The organism is Actinomycetospora callitridis (assembly GCF_028737265.1).
Classification (GTDB): Bacteria; Actinomycetota; Actinomycetes; order Mycobacteriales; family Pseudonocardiaceae; genus Actinomycetospora; species Actinomycetospora callitridis.
Genome location: NZ_JAQZAK010000002.1, coordinates 358,122 through 376,472, shown reverse-complemented (window position 1 = coordinate 376,472; position 18,351 = coordinate 358,122). Strand labels below are relative to the sequence as shown.

Here is an 18,351-nt window from a genome sequence, read left to right as displayed (position 1 = left end):
GCCCGGTCAGCATCGGGGCATGGACCACGAGGTGGCGTTCGGGCTCTGGTACGACTTCCGCAACCCGGTCGGAGACCGGGCGTTCAGCACGTTCTATCGCGAGGTGCTCGATCAGATCGCCTGGGCCGAGGAGCTCGGGCTGGACTCGGTCTGGCTCACCGAGCACCACTTCTGCGACGACGGGTACACGCCCTCGCCGTTCACCCTGGCGGCCGCGATCGGGGAGCGGACCCGGCGCATGCGGGTGGGGACGAACCTCATCGTCTCGCCGCTGCACGACCCGATCCGGCTCGCCGAGGACGCCGCGACCGTCTCGCTGCTCACCGGCGGCCGTTTCGACCTCGGGGTCGGCCAGGGCTACTGGGAGCGCGAGTTCGCCGCGTTCGGCAAGAACATCAAGAACCGTCCCAGCCTGCTCACCGAGGGCGTCGAGATCATCCGCCGGGCCTGGTCGGGCTCGACGGAGCCCTACGAGGGCAAGCGCTACCGCTTCCCGGGCCTGCCGGTGACGCCGGTGCCCGAGCACACCCCGCAGCTGCTGGTCGGGGCCATGGCCGAGCCGGCGATCGAGCGCGTCGCGCGCATCGGTGACGGCTTCCTCTCGACGCAGAACCACCACCACGACTCGTACCTCGACGCGCTGGAGCGCCAGGGCACGCCCCGCGAACAGGGTCGCATCTACGCGGGCCAGTGGGCCCTGATCGCCGAGGACCCGGAGCGCGAGTGGGCCGAGATCGGACCGCTGGTACTCGACCAGCTCAACACCTACATCGCTTGGGGTGCCTTCGGACCGCCGGACGCGACGCCGCGCTTCGCCGACCCGGACCAGATCGTGGCCGCCGGCGCTTTCACGCTCTGGGACCCCGCGACGGCCGTCGACGAGCTCACCGCGCTGCTCACCGCCCGCCCGCAGATTCGCGACGTGCACTTCTGGGCGCAGCTGCCCGGCGAGTCGGTCGCCCACGGGTCGCGGCGCGTCGAGCTGCTGGCGACCCGGGTGGCGCCGGCGGTGCGGCAGCGGCTGGCGACACCGGTGGCCCAGGCGTGAGCCTGCTCGTCACCGCGTTCCTCGACCGCGTCCGCGACCACGCGCCGGGCCGGGAGATCGTCGACTACGTCGACGGCACCTGCGTGCGCCGCAGCACCTACCGCGAGTACGACGCGCGGGTGCGTCGCCTCGCGGGCTCGCTCCGAGCGCTCGGCGTCCGCCCCGGCGACAGGGTCGCGACGCTCGCGGGCAACCACCACCGCCACCTCGAGCTCTACCTCGCCGTGCCCCTGGCCGGAGCGGTGCTGCACACGGTGAACCTGCGCCTGGGCCCCGACGAGATCGCCTACGTCGTCGGGCACGCCGAGGACTCCCTGCTGTTCCTCGACGCCGCACTCCGCCCCGCCGCCGCGCCCGCCCGCACGGCGCGCCCGGGCATGGGCGTCGTGGTCCTCGACGGCGACCCGGAGCCGGGGGAGATGCGGTACGAGGACCTCGTCGCCGGCGGTGACCCCCTCGACGGCCCGCCGCCGCGCGAGGAGGACGACCTCGCCGCCCTCTGCTACACGACCGGCACCACCGGCGCGCCCAAGGGCGTCGGCTACTCGCACAAGGCGCTCTACCTGCACACGGCGGCCGCGGGGCTCGCCGACGGACACGCGATCAGCCGCCACGACCGGGTCGTGCACCTCGTCGCGATGTTCCACGCCAACGCCTGGGGCGTCCCGTTCGCCGCGCTCATGGCGGGCGCCGACCAGATCCTGCCGGGTCCGCAGCCACGGGTCGCCGACGTGGTGACGATCATCGAACGGGAGCGCGCGACCTACCTCGGCATGGTCCCGACACTCGCGCTCGACCTCGTCGCGCACGCGCGGCGCACCGGCGCCGACCTGCGCAGCCTGCGCGCGCTGGTGCTCGGCGGCTCCACCCCGAGCCGCGAGCTGATCCGGGCGATCGAGGAGGACCTCGGCGTCCCTGCCTTCCAGGGCTGGGGGATGACCGAGACCTCACCGATGGCGACGTTCTCGCGCCCCGAGCCCGGCATGACCCCGGACGAGCGCTACGACGCGATCCGGACCCAGGGGCGCCTGCTGCCCGGCCTGGAATGGCGTCTGGTCGACGAGGACGGCGCGGTGGTCCCGCACGACGGCGTCGCGCGCGGGGAGCTGCTGCTGCGCGGACCGTGGGTCGCGACCGGCTACTACCGCGGCGAGCGCCCCGAGGCGTTCGTCGACGGCTGGCTGCGCACGGGCGACGTCGCGACGATCGACCCCGAGGGGCGCCTGCGCGTGGTCGACCGCACCAAGGACCTCATCAAGAGCGGCGGGGAGTGGATCAGCTCGCTGGCACTCGAGGCGGCCCTGCTCGAGGCACCGGGCGTCGCCGACGTAGCCGTGGTCGCCGTGCCGCACGAGCGGTGGCAGGAGCGGCCGGTCGCCGTCGTGGTGCCCGACCCCGACACCCCGGGCGGCGTCGACCCGGACGCGGTGCTCGCGGCGCTCGAGGGGCGGGTGCCGCGGTGGTGGCGCCCCGACCGCGTCGAGGTCGTCGACGCCCTGCCCCGCACCAGTGTCGGGAAGGTCGACAAGCGCGGGCTGCGCGAACGGCTTGGAGGAACCCACAACGTCGCGGACGCCGACGGCTCCCGGGTGCCCGCGACCCCTTCCTAGGTTCCACCGAGTACACGACCAGCAGCAGGAGGACACGTGGGACACCTCGAGGTCGAGGACGGTCGGCGGATCTACTTCGAGCACCACGCCGGCGCGCGCCAGCCGGTGGTGCTGGTGCACGGGTGGGGGGTGACGGCGCGCTCGTGGGACACGGTGGCGCCGGTCCTGCGCGCGGATGGGCACGAGGTCGTCCTGCTCGACCTGCGCGCGTGCGGGCGCTCCGACAAGGACTTCGCCGACGTCTCGATCGCCGCGATGGGCGCCGACGTGGCGCGCCTGTGCGAGCACCTCGGGCTGCAGCGCCCCGTGGTCAACGGATGGTCGCTCGGCGGTGCGGTGGCGGTCGACGCCGTCGCCCGGCTGGGCTCGACCGCGGGCGGGCTCGTCCTCACCGGCGGCGCGACCCCGCGCTACACCTCGGCGTCGGACTGGCCGCACGGCGGCACCCCCGACGACGTCGAGGCGGTGCTCGCGGCCGCCGCCTCCGACCGCGCGACGACGTTCAAGGGCGTGGCCCAGGCGGTGTGCGCGGTGCCGGTGAGCAGCGACCTCGTCGACTGGATGTGGGGGATGTTCCTCGAGATGGGCCCGCGCGGCGATGACTCCATCCGCGACCTCGCGTCCCTCGACCAGCGCAAGACGATCGGCACGCTCGAGGTGCCGGTCCTGATCCTGCACGGCCGCAACGACGGCTTCGTCGCGTTCTCCGGGGCCGAGGCCGCGGTCGGTCTCTACCCCGACGCGCGGCTGGTCCCGTTCGACGCCAGCGGCCACGCCCCACACCTCGAGGAGCGCGACGCCTACCTCGCCGAGCTACGGACCTTCCTGACTTCCACGGGCGACCAGACGGGCCAGTGATCGTGCGCTCGGGGTGGCTGGTCACGGGGGGCACCAGGGGCATCGGTCGCGCGGTCGTCGACCACGTCGCGAAGGCGGGCGGAGCCGTCGCCGTCCTCGCCCGCTCCCCGGCCGATGAGCCCTACGCGTCGGACGACGTCCTGGAGATCCCGACCGATGTCACGGACGGAGCGGCGGTCGACGCCGCGCTGACCCGAGCGCGCGAGCACCTCGGCGGCGTCCATGTCGTCGTCAACTGCGCCGGGGTGCATCGCGGCGGGCGCATCACCGAGCTGGCGCGGCAACGGTGGGACGAGGTCCTGGCAACGAACCTCACCGGCGCCTACGAGGTGTGCCACGCCGCCGTGCCCCACCTCGCCGAGGGCGCCGCGATCGTCAACGTGGGGGCGGTCGTCGGCTTCCGCGGCTTCCCCGGCGACAGCGCCTACGCCGCGGCGAAGGCGGGCCTCGCGGGCCTGACCCGGTCACTGGCCGTCGAGCTGGCGCCGGCGGGGGTGCGGGTCAATCTCGTCGTCCCGGGATTCGTCGACACCGCGATGACCGCGGGGCTCTCGCCGTCGGCCCGCAGCCGGATCGTGGCCGCGATCCCCGCCGGCCGGACCGGCACCGCCGAGGAGATCGCGGATGTCGTCGTGGCGGTGGCCGGCGCGGGCTACATGACCGGCGCCGTCGTGCCCGTCGACGGCGGGTTGATGGCGACGTTCGGCGGGACCGGATGAGCGGACTTGTGCGGACCTCCAACGATGACGAGGCCGTGACGTTCCGTCGCCCGACCGTCGTTCCTAACGTCCGCCCCATGAGCACCGAGGCTGCCGCCCGCACCGAGGAAGAGGCCAACAAGGCCGTCGTCACCGAGTTCATGGAGGTGTTCTCCCGCGGCGACGTCGACGCGATCCTCGGCTTCCTCACTGACGACGCCACCTGGTGGGTGGCGGGCGCGATCGAGGGGATCTCGGGGGAGAAGGACAAGGCGGCCTTCGGCGAGATGCTCGGCGGCCTCTCGACCCTGACGACCGCGGGCGCGATCGCCCTGACGCCGAAGGCCCTGATCGCCGAGGGCGACCGGGTCGCGGCGGAGACCGAGTCGTACGCCGAGATGACCAACGGCCGCGTCTACAACAACCTCTACCACTTCGTCTTCGAGCTCTCCGACGGGCGGATCCGCCGCGTCAAGGAGTACCTCGACACCGAGCACACCCGCGCAGTCTTCCTGGGCTGACCAGCCCTTCTTCCCCATCAGGAGGTACTTCCATGGACGTCGGCGTCCTGCTCGTCTTCCAGAACTGGTTCTCCGACAAGACCGACGAAGAGGTGTTCCGCGGCGACGCCGAGCTCGGGGTGCTCGCCGAGCAGTACGGGTTCGACTCGGTGTGGTCGGCCGAGCACCACTTCGACGACTACTCGATGTGCCCGGACAACCTGCAGATCATGTCGTACCTGGCCGGGCGCACCGAGCGGATCAAGCTCGGCACCGGCGCGGTGATCCTGCCGTGGAACGACCCGCTGCGGGTGATCGAGAAGGTGATCATGCTCGATCACCTGTCGAACGGCCGCGTGCTGTTCGGGATGGGCCGCGGACTGGCCAAGATGGAGTACGAGGCCTTCCGGGTCGACATGGGCGAGGCCCGCGGACGCTTCGACGAGGCCGCCCCGATGATCATCAAGGGGCTGGAGGACGGCATCGTCGAGCACGACGGGACCCACTACCACCAGCCGCGGACTGCCGTCAGGCCCGGACCGAGCCGCTCGCTGGACGGGCGCCTGTTCGGCGTGGCGATGTCGCCCGACTCGATCCCGGCGATCGCGACGCTGCCCGTGCAGATGATGACGTTCATGCAGTACGACATCGGTACCCACGCGCAGGCGATCGACCGCTGGCGGGGCCTGCACCGCGAGCACCACGGCACGGAGCCCGGCCCGCCGCTGCTGCAGGACTTCACGTACTGCCACGAGGACCCCGACGAGGCGAAGGCGGTCGCCCACGAGTACATCTCGCGTTACTTCCTGTCGGTGATCAAGCACTACGACTTCGCCGGCTCGCACTGGCGGGAGACCCCGGGTTACGAGGCGTACCAGGTCGGCGCGGACATGATCCGCGAGGCCGGCATGGAGACCGCGGCGACCGCGTACGTCGACGCCAACGTCTACGGCACGCCCGAGCAGATCATCGGCCGGTACGAGGAGCGCCGCGACGCCGTCGGCGACTTCATGGCCAACCTCGCCTTCTCCTACGCGGGTCTGCCCTACGACAAGGTGCACGCGAGCATGAAGCTGTTCGGCGAGAAGGTGGTGCCCGAACTGCACAAGATGCGCACGAAAACCCCGGCGGCGGTCTGACCGCCATCTGACGTGGGCGTGACCCCTCCCGTTCGACGCGTCCCGCAGGGCACACTCGGCCTGCGGACGCGTCGACGGGGAGGCGGTACCGGGATGGGTGGTCTCGCCGTCGCGCGCCCGGACGAGGAGTCCGGCCCGCGCGAACGCGAGGTCATCGCCGCCTTCGCCGACATCACCACCGAGGCCATCACGGCCACCCGGCTCGAGGACCTGCTCGCCCTGGTCGGGCAGAAGCTGTGCCTCCTGCTCGGTGTCCGACGCTGCTCGGTCTACCTGCGCCAGGCCGACGGCCGCTTCCGCGGCGCCGCCGGCTGGTGCGGCGACGACGGCAACATCAGCGCGGCGGTGCAGGCCCAGGAAGCCGGCATCCCGGGCGACGCTTTCAGTCGCGAGGTCATCCGCAGCGCCGCCCCGGTCCTGATCACCGACGTCGCCAACGACCCCCGGCCGCACCGGCGCACGATGGAGCACTGGGGCGTGCGGGCGATGCTCGGCGTGCCGCTGGTGTTCGACGGCGACGTCATCGGGCTGATCTTCGTCGACAACGTCGCCCGCGACCACACCTACACCGACGACGAGATCTCCCTCGGCGAACTCTTCGGGGGCCTCGCGGCGCTCGTCATCCGCCAGGCACTGCAGGCGTCCCGGCTCGCGGCGCAGGCCGAGGAGCTCGACCGGCAGAAGCGCATGCTCGAGTTCCTCGCCGACGTGCACGCCAAGCTCACCGGCGCGGTCCTCGAGGGGGCCGACATCCGCGCCGTCGTCGAGCTGCTGAGCGACCTCGCACGCGCCCCGGTCGCGTTGCTCGACGAGGACTTCGCCGTGCTGACCTGGACCGCGCCGAGCGCGTTGCGCGCGAGCCCGCCGGTCGTCGGCGAGCGCGCCCGCGACCGCCCGGCGCTGCGCACGGCGCTCGCCGAGCTCTCCGCGGCGCGGCCCAGCACGGTGCTCGAGCCCTCGTCGCTGACCGGGCTGGGCCGCCGTCACGTCATCTGCCGGCTGATCGTGGAGGGCCGCCCCAGCGGTTACCTCGCCGTGGTCGAGGCCGGGCGCGCGCTCGGTGACCTCGATACCAAGCTCGCCGAACGCGGGGCCACCGTCCTCGCGCTGCAGGTGCTCTCCGAGCGGCGGCAGATCGAGGCCGAGGGTCAGGCCCGCGACGACTTCCTCTCCGACCTGCTCAACAACCACCGCGACGTCACTCAGCTCGCGCGTCGGGGCCTGCCGTTCGGGGTCGACCTCACCGAGCCGCACGTCCTCGTACGCCTCACGGTGGAGAGCGGGGAGGGCCACCCGCACGCGTCGGTCGCCCGCCGCCTGGTCGTCGACGACCTCGCCCGGCGCCTGGGCACCGACGAGCCCCCGGCGACCACGCTGCCCGGAGCGGTCGTGCTGCTCGTGCCCATCGGGAGCGGGACCGGGGTATCGACCCCGGATGAGGTCCGCGCGCACATCGCGGCGGTCGCCGACGCCCTGGTGCCGCGGGTGCGCATCCTCGGCGGGGTGGTCTCGGCGGTGTGCCGCGAGCCCGAGGAGTTCCCGCGCGCCCACCGCGAGCTGCGCGAGATCGAGGATCTGGCGCGGTCGTTCGGCTGGTCGCGCCGCGTCGTGACGGTCGACGAGCTGGGCCTGTTCCGCGTGGTGGTGTCCAGCGGGCGGGTCAAGGAGGCCGTGCGCTTCGCCGACGAGCTGGTGCGCCCGGTGCGCGACCACGACGGCGCCGACGGGGCGTTGTTCCTGACGTGGCGGGCGTTCCTGGCCGCCGAGGCGCGCGTTCAGCGCGCGGCGTCGGACCTCGGCGTCCACGAGAACACCGTGCGCTACCGCCTCGGACGTATCAGGGAGATCACCGGCAAGGACCCGGCGGCCCTGGACACGCTGCTCATCGCTCGCGTGGCCTTCCAGATCCTCGAGCTCGCCGGGTGGTTCCGCGACGCCGCCTGAGGTTGTGGCGGTCGACAACCGTGGGGCGGCGCGGCCCTGTCGACGGGGCGGGGGCGCGGATCGACTGGAGTGGTCGCCCCACATCTGGAGGTATCCGTGACCTCGAGCTCCGTTCCCGACCCGCGTACCGCGTCCCTCGCCGGCTCCGTCGCCCTCGTGACCGGCGCCGCGCAGGGCATCGGCCGCGCCACCGCCCTGCGCCTGGGCGCCGAGGGCGCCCACGTCGCGTGCGCCGACATCCAGGACACCGCCGACACCGTCAAGCAGATCGACGCCGACGGGGGTACCGCCCGCGCCGTCCGGGTGGACGTGCGTCGCGGGGACGCGTGGCGCGACGCCGTCGCCGACGTCGAGGGCGCGTTCGGCCGTGTCGACCTGCTCGCCAACGTGGCGGGCGTCGTCAACCTGCAGAGCGAGGACACCGTCACCGGGCTCACCGAGGAGGCCTGGGACGAGGTGATCGCGACCGACCTCAAGGGACCGTGGCTCGGGATGCGCGCGGTGATCCCGGGCATGATCGAGCGCGGCGGCGGGCGGATCGTCAACATCTCGTCGCTCGCCGCGCTGCGGGGCCTGCCGAACCTGGCGTCCTATTCGGCGGCGAAGGGTGGGGTCGCGGCGCTGACCCGGCAGGCGGCGTTCGAGTACGCGAGCCGGAACGTGCTGATCAACGCGATTGCGCCCGGCACGATCGACACCCCGATCCTCGCCGACATCACGCCCGAGATGAAGCAGGCCAACGCCGACGCGCACCTCATCCGCCGGCTCGGGCGCCCTGAGGAGATCGCGTCGATGGTGGCGTACTTCTTCCGTGAGGGCGCCTTCCTCACCGGCCTGACCTACCCGGTGGACGGCGGATGGTCGGTGAAAGGCAACTTCTAGCCCTGCGTCAGCTGTGTGGACGGCCCGACCTGGCGTTCCCAGCGGTTCAGCGCCTCGACGAAGTAGTAGTCGCCGAACATGATCCCCGAGTCCTGCTGGCCCTCGGGCAGGTTCTGGGTGCCGTGGATCAGGATCGAGCGGAACGGGGTGTTCCGTGACAGGTACTCCGGCGACGACAGCGAGCGGAGCATCCCGCGCGCCGCGTCGACGTCACCGGCGGCGCGCACGGGGTCGACCTGGCTGAGCTCGAGCAGTGCGCTCGAGGCGATGGCGGCCGCCGAGGTGTCCCGCGGTTGCGGCGGCGCCTGGAGGACGTCGAAGTCCCAGTAGGGCACGCGATCGGGGGGCAGGTGCCCGGTGAACCAGTCGGCGGTGCGGTGCGCGGTCTCGAGGTAGCGCGGGTCCTGGGTGTAGCGGTACGCCGTCGCGAAGCCGTAGATCGCCCACGCCTGCCCGCGGGCCCACGTGGAGTCGTCCTTGAAGCCCTGCATCGTGTAGGTGCGCTGGAGCGCGCCGGTGCGCTGGTCGTAGCCGCCGAACATCGACGTGCTGCCGTCGGGGCGCACGAGGTCGGTGATGGTGCGCTGCGCGTGGCGGTTCGCGATGTCGGTGTACTGCGGACGCCCGTTCTGCCCGGCCCAGTACAGGAGCTCCAGGTTCATCATCGCGTCGATGTTGACCTGGTACTTCTCCGCGTCGTCGCGATCGTCCCAGACGCGGATCAGCCCGACGGTCGGGTTGAAGCGCGCGGCGAGGGTGTCCGCCGCGGCCAGGGCCGTCTGCTTGGCGGACTCGTCGCCGGTGAGCTGGTGGTCGACCGCGAAGGTCATGAACATCTTGAAGCCGAGGTCGGTGTCGTCGTGCGTCGTCTCCGACGTCAGCGGCGCCTGCCAGCGCTCGGCGCGGTCGCGCCACACCGGGTCCTGCGTGCGCTCGAAGACCCGCCACAGCGCCGCCGGCAGGAACCCGGCGGTCCAGTCCTCGGCGTCCTTGGTCAGCCAGGTGCCGTCCGGGTTGGTGCGCACCGGGTAGGCGGGCGGTGCGAGCCCGTCGGCCGTCGCGGCCAGGCGCGCGTCCGCGAAGGTGAGGACGGGACCGGCCGGATCGGCGGCCACGGAGGCGCCGCGTGCCGTGGCGACCGGTGTCTCGCTCGGTGCGGACGGGGCGGTGGGCGCCGGGGGCGAGCTGCACCCCGTGAGGGCGACCGCCGCGAGCGCGGCGGCCACCAACCCCTGCCACACGGTCTTCGTGCCTGCTCCCATCGCGAACCCCCCGGGTCGCCGGCCGCCGTGGACGTCACGGCGGCCGTTCGGGCGCAGGAGGCTAACAGCCGCCCCCACCTGGCCCGACGGGCGGATCAGCCGGCGAGCGGCGAGCGGAGCTGGTCGTGCGTGCCGGTCCGCTGTGCCGGGATGCTCGCGACGACCGCGGCACGGCGACGGGCGCGGACCACGGCGGCCGCGCGGTCGGCCTCGGCGCGCCAGGCGGCGACGGTCTGCTCGTCCTTCGTGCCCTTGCGCGCCATCGACGCGAGCGGCGTGACCATCCACGCACCCGCCCCCGCACCCGCGGCACCGACGACACCCACGATGGCCAGAACGCCCACGACATCCCCCGATGAATCCCCCGACGCTCCCCCGATGGAACGTGTTGCCTGGTTCTCGTAGCGCAGGCCTCCGTCGTTAACGGGCGGGCGCCACACCACCCGTTCGGTTGACGATCGAACTTCCGGGCGGTCGGTCGGTCACCTCGTTCGCCGGAGCGGGGCGCGCTGTCGGACCATGACGCCCGTGGTCGGACTCCCCGCGTCGGTGCGCCTCCTGCCCGCCGACGACCCGGCGGCGCTCGCCGACCTCGTCGGCGACGCGCCGGTGGTCGCGATCGGCGAGAACAACCACGGCGTCGGCGAGTTCGGCGCCCTGCGCGAGCGCCTGGTGCGCCACCTCGTGCGCGAGCTCGGCTTCGGGGTCGTCGCGCTGGAGTCGGGGTACGCGGAGGGCTTCCTGGTCGACGCCTGGCTCCGGGGCGGCCCCGGCGCGGTGGAGGACCTCGCGCGGGACGGCTTCACGTTCCGCGCGGGCGACGCCCCGGAGATGCAGGCGCTGGTCACGGGCCTGCGGGAGCACCGGGAGGCGGGCGGACGGGTCCGGTTCGCGGGCCTGGACATCCCGGGGTCGGGCGGCTCGCCGGAGCCCGCGCTGCGCCTCGTCCGGGAGCACCTCGCCGCCCTCGCCCCGGACGCCGTGCCCCTCGTCGACGGCGCCCTGGAGGCCACCCGGCCCTACGCCGCGGGGAACAACGGGGCGGCGCCGGCGCGGTACGCCGCGCTCGACGCCCCGGCCCGCGACGCCGCGACCGCGGCCCTGGCGCGGCTGCTCCTGCGCGTCGAGGCGCTCGGGCCGGAGCACCGCGTCGCCCGGCACCTCGCGCTCGGCGCACTGCGTCTCGACGAGCAGCTGCGCGAGTTCGCGGTGCTGTTCGCGCCCGACCCGCCGGCGCGGGTGGTCTCGTCGCGGGACGTCCACATGGCCGAGACGGTCCGCCTCCTGCGCGAGGAGACCGGCGAGCGCGTCGTGGTGCTCGCGCACAACGGACACGTCCAGCGCGTCCCGTTCACCTTCGTGCCCGGGGTCAGCGCCCCGTCGGCGGGGACGGCCCTCGCGGAGGCGTACGGCGACGGCTACGTCGTCGTCGGGCTGACCGCGCTCGCCGGCGCCACGCCGGGCCTCGCGCTCGACGACGCCGAGCGCCACGGGATCGCGCTGCACAGCGACCCGCTGCCGGACCCGGAGCCCGGGAGCGTGGAGCAGGCCGTCCTCGACGCCGGGCTGGGTGCGGAGCCGGTGCTGCTCGACCTGCGCGCGGCCCGGGCCACGCCGGGCCCGACGAGCATCCGCCACGCGACGACCCACATCCCGGTCGACGTGCTCGCGGGCTACGACGCGCTGTACTGCCTGCCGCACCAGGAGCCCGCGGCGCACATCACCTGACGCGCAGAGTGACCCAGAGGTCGGCGCGACGAGCCAGACCCAGGACGACGTGCGCCGGGAGTTTGCCGCCCGCCGACCTGGTCCGCTCGCCGTTCCCGCCGGTCGACCCTCGTGACAATGCTTCGAAAACCGAAGGATCGCCACGAGGATGGTGCCGTCCCGCCGGTCAGGTCTCGCTCTCGTACTTGAAGGACACGGACAGCCGCACGCGGTAGTGCGTGATCTGCCCGTTCTCGATCACGAGGTCGGACTTGTCGAGCTCCGCGATCCGAAGGTCGCGCACGGAACTCGCCGCGGTCTGGATCGCGGTCTGCGCGGCCTTCTCCCACGACTCGGTGCTGGTCCCGATGAGCTGGGTGACGCGGTAGACGCTGTCGGACATGGGCTGGGGCCTCCTCGGTCGGTTCTCTCGGACACCGATGGAGTGCCCGCTGTGACGCAGGCCACACCTCACGCGGCGAAGCGGTACCGACTGCCGACGGAGCCGGGCACGAAGGCGTTCGGGAGCTCGGTGGCGAGGCGCATCTGCGCGCGCCAGCCCGTGCAATGGGCCGGGACGACGGCGTCGGGGCCGAGCTCGGCGAGGGCGGCGACGGTGGGCTCGACGACGCGCTCGAAGCCCGGGCCGCTGAGGTGCAGCCCGCCGAGGAGGGCGTGCAGATGCTCGACCCCGGTGAGGCGCAGGGCGTGGCGGGCGATGTTGACGGCGCCCGCGTGCCCGCAGCCGGTGATGACGACCAGGCCGCGGTCGCGGACGTTCACGACGAGGGCCTGGTCGTCGACGATCCACGGATCCGGCCGCCAGTCGCCGTCGGCCCAGGCTTCGTGGTGCGGCATGCCCGTCTCGAAGTCGGTGACGCGGTCGACCTCGCCCGTGACCAGCACGCACCCGTCGAGCAGGACCGACGGCACCCGGCGCTCCACGAGGGAGAAGCCTTCGCCCTCGAGGGCGTGCCGCGACAGGGTCGGCATGACGAACGGCGGCGCGGCGGGCGGGGCGAGGCGGCGCGGGGTGAAGGCGTCGGGGTGCAGCACGAGCGGGAGGTCGTGGCGCCCGAGCCAGCGCACGAGGCCCGGGAAGCCGCCGGTGTGGTCGCCGTGACCGTGGCTCAGGACGACCGCCGCGAACGCCGAGGGGTCGACGTCGAGGCGGCGTCCGTTCGACGCCATGCCCTCCGGGGAGACACCGGTGTCGAAGAGCAGGGTGTGCTCGTGGTCGCCGCGGCGCACGGTGACGACGGCGGCGAAGCCGTGCTCGGCGACGAGACCCGGCGCGGCTTCTCCGTCGACGTACTGCTCGCCGGGTACGCGACTGCCGGTGCCGAGCCGTGCGCGGGTGCCCACGGCGTCGTCGGCGAGCAGCGCGTCGAAGACGTTGTCGGTCAGCACCGTGACGGTGACGTCATCCACCGGGGCGAGTGCGATCGGGTCGACGGCGAGGCCCGGCGCGGGACGCGGCGCCGCGAGGCGCACGTCCTCGGCACTGGCGGGCTCACGGCACACATGGGGGAGCGTAGGCGCGGTCACGCCGCGAGCGCGCGTCTCCTGCTCGGCGCGGGCGCGAGGACCGCGCCGAGGACGGCGAGGTCGTCGGCGAGCCAGCCCAGCCGGCCCCAGGCGTACACGAGCCAGAGCGCCTCGCGCGGGTGCTCGCGCCGTCCCGGGGCCTCGGCGATCGCCCCCAGGGCGCGGTCGAGGAAGTCCGACGGCAGCCCGAGGAGGGCGGCCGGATCGGTGGCCGGGTCGCGGTCCGCCTGCAGCGCCCGCGCCACCCCCCGGTACCCGTCGGCCAGCACACCCGCGTCGCGGTGGAGCTGCTCGACGAGGTCGGGCCAGGGGGACACGGTGTCGGGCTCGGCGGGGTCGTCGAGCGCGGAGCGCGCCGCCCGGACGGCCCGGTGCACCACGCCGAGCACCGTGAACCAGTCGACGTCGTCCTCGTTCCGCCCGCGGCGCTCGGCCCGGTACTGCAGGAACGTCGCCTCGAAGAGCAGCATCCGGTGGTCGGCGGACGTGAGGCGCCGCGCGACCTCGTCGCGTGCGCCCACCCCGGAGAGCCAGGCCGCCATCGCGGTGATGAGGTCCGCGCTCGCGAGCAGGCACCGGGCGGCGTCCCGGCGCATCTCGCCGTGGCCGCCCGCAGGCCACACCGCCGCGCCCACCCCGATCCCGATCACCGCCCCGACGACGACGTCGAGCAGGCGGGCGCCCGCCAGCGACGGGCCCGCCGGCGCGAGCTGGGCGAACAGGACCGCGACGAGCAGCGTGAACGACGCCTGCCCCGCGATCACCCCGAGCACCTGGCCCGCGCCCACGGCGGCGACGCACAGGACGGGGAAGAGCACCGCGTAGACCACGGTCTGCTGCCCGACGAGCGCGAGCAGGCCGGCCGCGAGCACCGCGCCCGCCGTCGTCCCGACGATGGCGGGGAGCAGGGTCGCGCGCGTCGTCATCACCGACGTCCGCATCAGTGTCAGCGTCGCCAGCAGGACCCACAGCCCGTGCGAGAGGTCGAGCTCGCCCGCCACGAACCGGGCCAGCGCGAGCCCGAGACCGAGGCGCACCGCGTTCTGCAGGTACACCGACCGCGGCGAGAGGTGGGCGCGGATCCGCCGCCACCACAGGAGCGGGGTGGACGCGGTCGTCCACCACGCGAGGTCGCCCGGGGCCGGCGTCCGGGGGCGTCCCCGCGGGTCGACGACGATGCGCGCGGCCTGCACGGCGACCCGGGCCGACGACAGGATCTGTCCGACGGCCACGGCCGCCCGGGCGCGGGAGATGGCCTCCTCGCCGTCGGCGATCGTGGCGAGCGCGGCCAGGCGGTGGGCGGTGTACGCCGCGCGGGCGGCGTCGACGTCCGCGACCTCCGGCGGCGGACCGTGGCCGAGCAGGGCGTCGGACGTGCGGCGCAGGGACGCCGCGGTCGCGGCCAGCGGCGCCCGGACGTCGGGGTTGACGCACTCGGCGGACGCGTCGCCCGCGCTCTCGGTGTCGCCGGCGATGAGCGCCTCGACACGGCCGCGCACCGCCCGCAGCGCGGCCCCGAGGTGGGCGAGCCCGCGGTCCTCGGCGCCCGGGCCGGTCGGGCGCTCCTCCCACGGTGTGGCGAGCAGCTTGAGACGCCCGTCGGCGTGCTCCGCGACGGCGCGGCGGGTGGGGAGGTCGCCGACGCCGGTGGTCGCGGCGTCCACGAGGTCCGCGATCGCCCGGGCCGCGGCGGCCGCGCGGCAGGCGTAGCTCTCGAGCGGCCGGGGCGGCCAGAGGACGCGGTCGGCGATCGCGAGGAGCCCCATCCCGATGGCCAGCCCGAGCAGGCGCCCGGGCAGCGTCTCCGGGGCGTAGGGCGGGAACGACGGCAGGATGTAGAGCAGCTGCAGGCCGCTGGCCACGCCGGCGGCGCGCGGCCCGCCGGTGGGCAGGAACGCGATGACGACGCCGATCACCAGCATCCCGATCGTCGCGGCCGCCGTGCTCCCGGCGAGCAGCGTCCCGATCGTCACCAGCACCGTCCCGGCGACGAAGCAGGCCACGAGCGTGTGCGTGCGCTCCCGCGGGGTGCCGACCACCTGGGAGAGCACGCCGAACCCGATCGCGCCGAACACCGCGTAGACCGCGATCGTCGGGCTCCCGAGGCCGTAGCGGGTCACCATGAAGGCGACCGTCGCGACGACGGCGACGCGGGCCGCGCGCCGGCTGGCGGCGAGCCCCGGGTCGTGGCGCAGGAGCCATCGCAAGCCCCGCCGTCCGGCCATGGGGCGAGTCTGCCGTCCGCCGGGCGCGAGCACGAGGGACAGCGCGCCGGTCGCGACCGAGGCCCGGGCGCCCGCAGGTGAAATCCGGATGAAGCCGGGACTGGACGAGGGGCCGGTCTCGGGCAAGGCTTCGTCGCGTCACCGACGATCAGAGGGAGCCCGACGTGCCGACCTACCTCGTGCGTGCGCGCACCGAGACGCTGGGACCGGGACGGCGAGCGCGGCTCGCCGAGCAGCTGACCGACACGCACACCCGGCTGACGGGCGGATCCTCGTCCTCGGTCCAGGTGATCATCGAGGACCTGCAGGGTCGCGACCACTTCGTCGGGGGCCGCACGGCACCGGTGGGGTCGGTGTTCGTGCGCGGGCACCTGCCCGCCGGCGGCGAGGAGGCCACGACGAAGGCCCTCGCGACCGCGGTCCGCGAGGCGGTGGTCGCGGCGACGGACGTCTCCGCGGACGTGGTGTGGGTCTACCTCTCGGAGCTCGCCGCCGAGGGGATGGTCGAGCCGTGACCTGAGCTCACGCGGGCAGCGCGCACAGGTCGGCCAGCACCGACCGGTGGTGGTCCGCCGAGCCCAGGAGCAGGGCGTCGGCGCGGGCGCGCTTGAGGAACAGGTGCGCCGGGTGCTCCCAGGTGAACCCGATGCCGCCGTGGAGCTGCAGGCCCTCCTCGGCGGCGAGCAGGGCCACCTCGGAGCAGTGCGCCGCGGCGACGGCGGCCGCGATCGGGAGGTCGGGGGAGTCGTCGGCGGCACACCGGGCGGCGTAGCGGGCCGTGGCGCGCGCCTGGGTGATCGCCACCCAGAGGTCGGCGAGACGGTGCTTGAGGGCCTGGTACGACGCCAGCTGCCGGCCGAACTGGTGCCGATCGCGCAGGTGGGCGACGGTGTCGGCGAGGCAGCGCTCCGCGAGCCCGAGCTGCTCGGAGGCGAGGACCGCGGCCCCGATCCGGAGCGCGCGATCGACGTCGGCACCCGCGACGATCCGCGCCGGCGCCCCGTCGAACGTCACGTCGGTGAGGCGGCGGGTCATGTCGAGCGACTCGGCGGTCGTGCGCGTCACCCCGTCCCCGTCGGCCTCCATGATCGCGAGGCCCTCCGAGACCGGCACGAGCAGCACGTCCGCGGTCACCGCGTCGATGACGGCGGTGATCGTGCCCTGCAGGAGGTCGCCGGCTCCCTGGCGCTCGACGGTCACCGGCACCGGACGTCCCGCCCCGCGCGTGGCCCCGACGGCCAGGGCGGCGGTGCGCTCGCCGGCGGCGACGGCGGCGAGGAGCTCGTCCTCCGCGGTCCCGAGCAGCAGGGCCGTCGCGACCGCGGTGCCGAGGAACGGGACGGGCGCCACGGCGCGGCCCAGCTCCTCGGCGACGACGGCGACCTCGCGCCACGAGGCGCCCGCGCCGCCGCGCTCCTCGGGCACGGGCAGGCCCGCCACGCCGATCTCCTGCGTGAGTCGCTTCCAGAGGTCGGTGTCGACCGGCTCGTCGGTGTCCGTCCGGGCGAGCACGGCGTCCCACGGCGCCTGCTTGTCGACCAGCGCGCGGACGCTCGCGCGCAGGTCGTCCTCGATGTCGGAGTAGAGGAGATCTCCGGTGACGGGCGTACGGGGAGCGCTCATCGCGGCAGGTCCTTCCACGGGACGTCCTTGTCGGCACGGGCCTCGGCGGGCAGGCCGAGCACTCGCTCGGCGATGACGTTGCGCAGGATCTCCGACGTGCCGCCCTCGATGGAGTTGGCGCGGAAGCGCAGGTAGCGCCAGCCGGCGTCGCGGGAGGCGTAGTCCTCGACCTCGGGGCGGCGCTCGGTGTAGTCGGCGTAGCGCAGGGCGTCCTCGCCGCGCAGCTCGAGCTCCAGGCTCGAGCACTCCTGGTTCAGACGGGCGTAGGTGATCTTGACACCGGAGCCCTCGGGACCCGGCTGACCCGCGGCCTGCTGCTGGCCGAGGCGCTCCGCGGTGAGGCGGGCGGCCTCGGTCTCGACCCACAGCCGCAGCATCCGGTCGTGCAGGCCGGGGGTGTGCGCCTCGGGGTGCTCGCGCCACCGCGCGGCCAGGGACCCGACCGCGCCGCTCTCGCGCGGCAGCGTGCCGCCGCCGATCGCGACGCGCTCGTTCATCAGCGTGTACTGCGCGACGGCCCAGCCCTGCCCGACCTCGCCGAGGCGCTGGTCGTCGGGGATGCGGACGTCGGTCAGGAAGACCTCGTTGAACTCGGCCTCGCCGGTGATCTGCCGCAGCCCGCGGACCTCCACCCCGGGCGCGGCCATGTCGACCACGAAGTAGGACAGGCCCCGGTGCTTGACCGCTTTGGGGTCGGTGCGGGCGAGCAGGATGCCCCAGCGGGCGTGGTGGGCCATCGAGGTCCACACCTTCTGCCCGTTGAGCACCCAGGCGTCGCCGTCCCACACCGCGCTGGTGCCGACGCCCGCGAGGTCCGAGCCCGCGCCGGGCTCGCTGAAGAGCTGGCACCAGATGTCCTCGCCCGTCCAGAGCGACGGGAGCCAGCGCTGCTTCTGGGCGTCGTCGCCGAAGCGCAGGATCGTCGGCGCGGCCATGCCCAGGCCGATGACGTTGAGGCGCGGCCGGTTCTCGGGTGACCCGGACGCGGCGAACGCGGCGTCGACGGCGGCCTGCATGCCGTTCTCGGCGCCGAGACCGCCCAGCCCCGCCGGGTAGTGCACCCACGCGAGGCCGGCGGCGAAGCGTGCGCGCAGGAACTCGCCGGGCTCGGTGGTCGACGGGTCGTGGGCGGCGAGGAACTCCTCGACCCGCGTGGCCAACGCTGCGGCGTCGGGCGGGCTGTCCGTGGTCGTCACCCCTGCACCCTGCGTCGCCGGCCGGGCCGTGTCGACCCCTTCCCCGGAACGCCGACGGGTCCACGGACCTCTCCAGTTCGATCTCTCGGGAGTGTCACCAGTGCGGGGGTG

Annotated in this window: 17 protein-coding genes; 10 read left to right on the top strand and 7 right to left on the bottom strand. The window is 74.2% G+C overall.

Annotation, left to right across the window (positions count from 1 at the left end; genetic code table 11):
- Window positions 1-19 precede the first annotated feature (19 nt).
- From PH191_RS07780 to PH191_RS07745, 8 genes are all read left to right on the top strand, one after another.
- Complete coding sequence (locus tag PH191_RS07780) at window positions 20-1,048, top strand: LLM class flavin-dependent oxidoreductase (protein ID WP_274194048.1); 1,029 nt, start codon at window positions 20-22, stop codon at window positions 1,046-1,048.
- The gene (locus tag PH191_RS07775) at window positions 1,045-2,658 is read left to right on the top strand and encodes a long-chain-fatty-acid--CoA ligase (protein ID WP_274194047.1); all 1,614 of its coding nucleotides are present in this window, start codon (window positions 1,045-1,047) and stop codon (window positions 2,656-2,658) included. Before PH191_RS07780 ends, PH191_RS07775 begins: the two co-directional genes overlap by 4 nt.
- A gap of 36 nt (window positions 2,659-2,694) precedes the next feature.
- Window positions 2,695-3,516 (top strand): alpha/beta fold hydrolase, encoded by an 822-nt coding sequence (locus tag PH191_RS07770; protein WP_274194046.1) that lies wholly within the window; start codon window positions 2,695-2,697, stop codon window positions 3,514-3,516.
- Window positions 3,513-4,235 (top strand): SDR family NAD(P)-dependent oxidoreductase, encoded by a 723-nt coding sequence (locus tag PH191_RS07765; RefSeq protein ID WP_274194045.1) that lies wholly within the window; start codon window positions 3,513-3,515, stop codon window positions 4,233-4,235. The genes PH191_RS07770 and PH191_RS07765 overlap by 4 nt, the downstream gene beginning before the upstream one ends.
- 77 nt (window positions 4,236-4,312) lie before the next feature.
- Window positions 4,313-4,735 (top strand): nuclear transport factor 2 family protein, encoded by a 423-nt coding sequence (locus PH191_RS07760; protein ID WP_274194044.1) that lies wholly within the window; start codon window positions 4,313-4,315, stop codon window positions 4,733-4,735.
- A 32-nt stretch (window positions 4,736-4,767) separates the two neighbouring features.
- The gene (locus PH191_RS07755; RefSeq protein WP_274194043.1) at window positions 4,768-5,853 is read left to right on the top strand and encodes an LLM class flavin-dependent oxidoreductase; all 1,086 of its coding nucleotides are present in this window, start codon (window positions 4,768-4,770) and stop codon (window positions 5,851-5,853) included.
- A 93-nt stretch (window positions 5,854-5,946) separates the two neighbouring features.
- The gene (locus PH191_RS07750; protein ID WP_274194042.1) at window positions 5,947-7,797 is read left to right on the top strand and encodes a GAF domain-containing protein; all 1,851 of its coding nucleotides are present in this window, start codon (window positions 5,947-5,949) and stop codon (window positions 7,795-7,797) included.
- Window positions 7,798-7,893: 96 nt separating this feature from the next.
- Window positions 7,894-8,679, top strand: a complete 786-nt coding sequence (locus PH191_RS07745) for an SDR family NAD(P)-dependent oxidoreductase (protein WP_274194041.1) — start codon at window positions 7,894-7,896, stop codon at window positions 8,677-8,679.
- Here PH191_RS07745 and PH191_RS07740 read toward each other — a convergent pair.
- A complete protein-coding gene (locus PH191_RS07740) occupies window positions 8,676-9,941 on the bottom strand; it encodes a glycoside hydrolase family 88 protein (RefSeq protein WP_274194040.1) in 1,266 nt (421 codons plus the stop codon). The genes PH191_RS07745 and PH191_RS07740 overlap by 4 nt on opposite strands.
- A gap of 95 nt (window positions 9,942-10,036) precedes the next feature.
- Window positions 10,037-10,285 carry a hypothetical protein gene (locus tag PH191_RS07735; RefSeq protein ID WP_274194039.1) on the bottom strand — a complete coding sequence of 83 codons (249 nt, stop codon included), beginning with the start codon at window positions 10,283-10,285 and terminating at the stop codon, window positions 10,037-10,039.
- A 184-nt stretch (window positions 10,286-10,469) separates the two neighbouring features.
- Between PH191_RS07735 and PH191_RS07730 the strand changes: the two genes are divergently transcribed.
- Window positions 10,470-11,669, top strand: coding sequence for an erythromycin esterase family protein (locus PH191_RS07730; protein ID WP_274194038.1), 1,200 nt, complete (start codon window positions 10,470-10,472; stop codon window positions 11,667-11,669).
- Window positions 11,670-11,835: 166 nt separating this feature from the next.
- Here the strand turns inward: PH191_RS07730 and PH191_RS07725 are convergent, their stop codons facing one another.
- The 3 genes from PH191_RS07725 to PH191_RS07715 all read right to left on the bottom strand — a co-directional run bounded on the left by PH191_RS07725 (window position 11,836) and on the right by PH191_RS07715 (window position 15,421).
- Complete coding sequence (locus tag PH191_RS07725; RefSeq protein WP_274194037.1) at window positions 11,836-12,051, bottom strand: dodecin family protein; 216 nt, start codon at window positions 12,049-12,051, stop codon at window positions 11,836-11,838.
- A gap of 68 nt (window positions 12,052-12,119) precedes the next feature.
- Window positions 12,120-13,172: an MBL fold metallo-hydrolase gene (locus PH191_RS07720; RefSeq protein ID WP_274194036.1), complete on the bottom strand. Its 1,053-nt coding sequence runs from the start codon at window positions 13,170-13,172 to the stop codon at window positions 12,120-12,122.
- Between the two features lie 20 nt (window positions 13,173-13,192).
- The gene (locus PH191_RS07715) at window positions 13,193-15,421 is read right to left on the bottom strand and encodes an FUSC family protein (protein WP_274194035.1); all 2,229 of its coding nucleotides are present in this window, start codon (window positions 15,419-15,421) and stop codon (window positions 13,193-13,195) included.
- Window positions 15,422-15,585: 164 nt separating this feature from the next.
- Between PH191_RS07715 and PH191_RS07710 the strand changes: the two genes are divergently transcribed.
- Window positions 15,586-15,936 carry a tautomerase family protein gene (locus PH191_RS07710; RefSeq protein WP_274194034.1) on the top strand — a complete coding sequence of 117 codons (351 nt, stop codon included), beginning with the start codon at window positions 15,586-15,588 and terminating at the stop codon, window positions 15,934-15,936.
- A gap of 7 nt (window positions 15,937-15,943) precedes the next feature.
- Here the strand turns inward: PH191_RS07710 and PH191_RS07705 are convergent, their stop codons facing one another.
- Together PH191_RS07705 and PH191_RS07700 are read right to left on the bottom strand one after the other, a co-directional pair.
- On the bottom strand, window positions 15,944-17,044 hold the full coding sequence (locus PH191_RS07705) for an acyl-CoA dehydrogenase family protein (protein WP_274194033.1): 1,101 nt from the start codon (window positions 17,042-17,044) through the stop codon (window positions 15,944-15,946).
- Window positions 17,041-18,240 carry an acyl-CoA dehydrogenase family protein gene (locus PH191_RS07700; protein ID WP_274194032.1) on the bottom strand — a complete coding sequence of 400 codons (1,200 nt, stop codon included), beginning with the start codon at window positions 18,238-18,240 and terminating at the stop codon, window positions 17,041-17,043. The genes PH191_RS07705 and PH191_RS07700 overlap by 4 nt, the downstream gene beginning before the upstream one ends.
- Window positions 18,241-18,351 lie beyond the last annotated feature (111 nt).

What these genes read in the sequence shown, in the direction of transcription:
- PH191_RS07715 (WP_274194035.1), bottom strand. Translation starts at nt 15,421, where the DNA reads ATGGCCGGACGGCGGGGCTTGCGATGGCTCCTGCGCCACGACCCGGGG.
- PH191_RS07705 (WP_274194033.1), bottom strand. Translation starts at nt 17,044, where the DNA reads ATGAGCGCTCCCCGTACGCCCGTCACCGGAGATCTCCTCTACTCCGAC.
- PH191_RS07740 (WP_274194040.1), bottom strand. Translation starts at nt 9,941, where the DNA reads ATGGGAGCAGGCACGAAGACCGTGTGGCAGGGGTTGGTGGCCGCCGCG.
- PH191_RS07755 (WP_274194043.1), top strand. Translation starts at nt 4,768, where the DNA reads ATGGACGTCGGCGTCCTGCTCGTCTTCCAGAACTGGTTCTCCGACAAG.
- PH191_RS07750 (WP_274194042.1), top strand. Translation starts at nt 5,947, where the DNA reads ATGGGTGGTCTCGCCGTCGCGCGCCCGGACGAGGAGTCCGGCCCGCGC.
- PH191_RS07725 (WP_274194037.1), bottom strand. Translation starts at nt 12,051, where the DNA reads ATGTCCGACAGCGTCTACCGCGTCACCCAGCTCATCGGGACCAGCACC.
- PH191_RS07760 (WP_274194044.1), top strand. Translation starts at nt 4,313, where the DNA reads ATGAGCACCGAGGCTGCCGCCCGCACCGAGGAAGAGGCCAACAAGGCC.
- PH191_RS07780 (WP_274194048.1), top strand. Translation starts at nt 20, where the DNA reads ATGGACCACGAGGTGGCGTTCGGGCTCTGGTACGACTTCCGCAACCCG.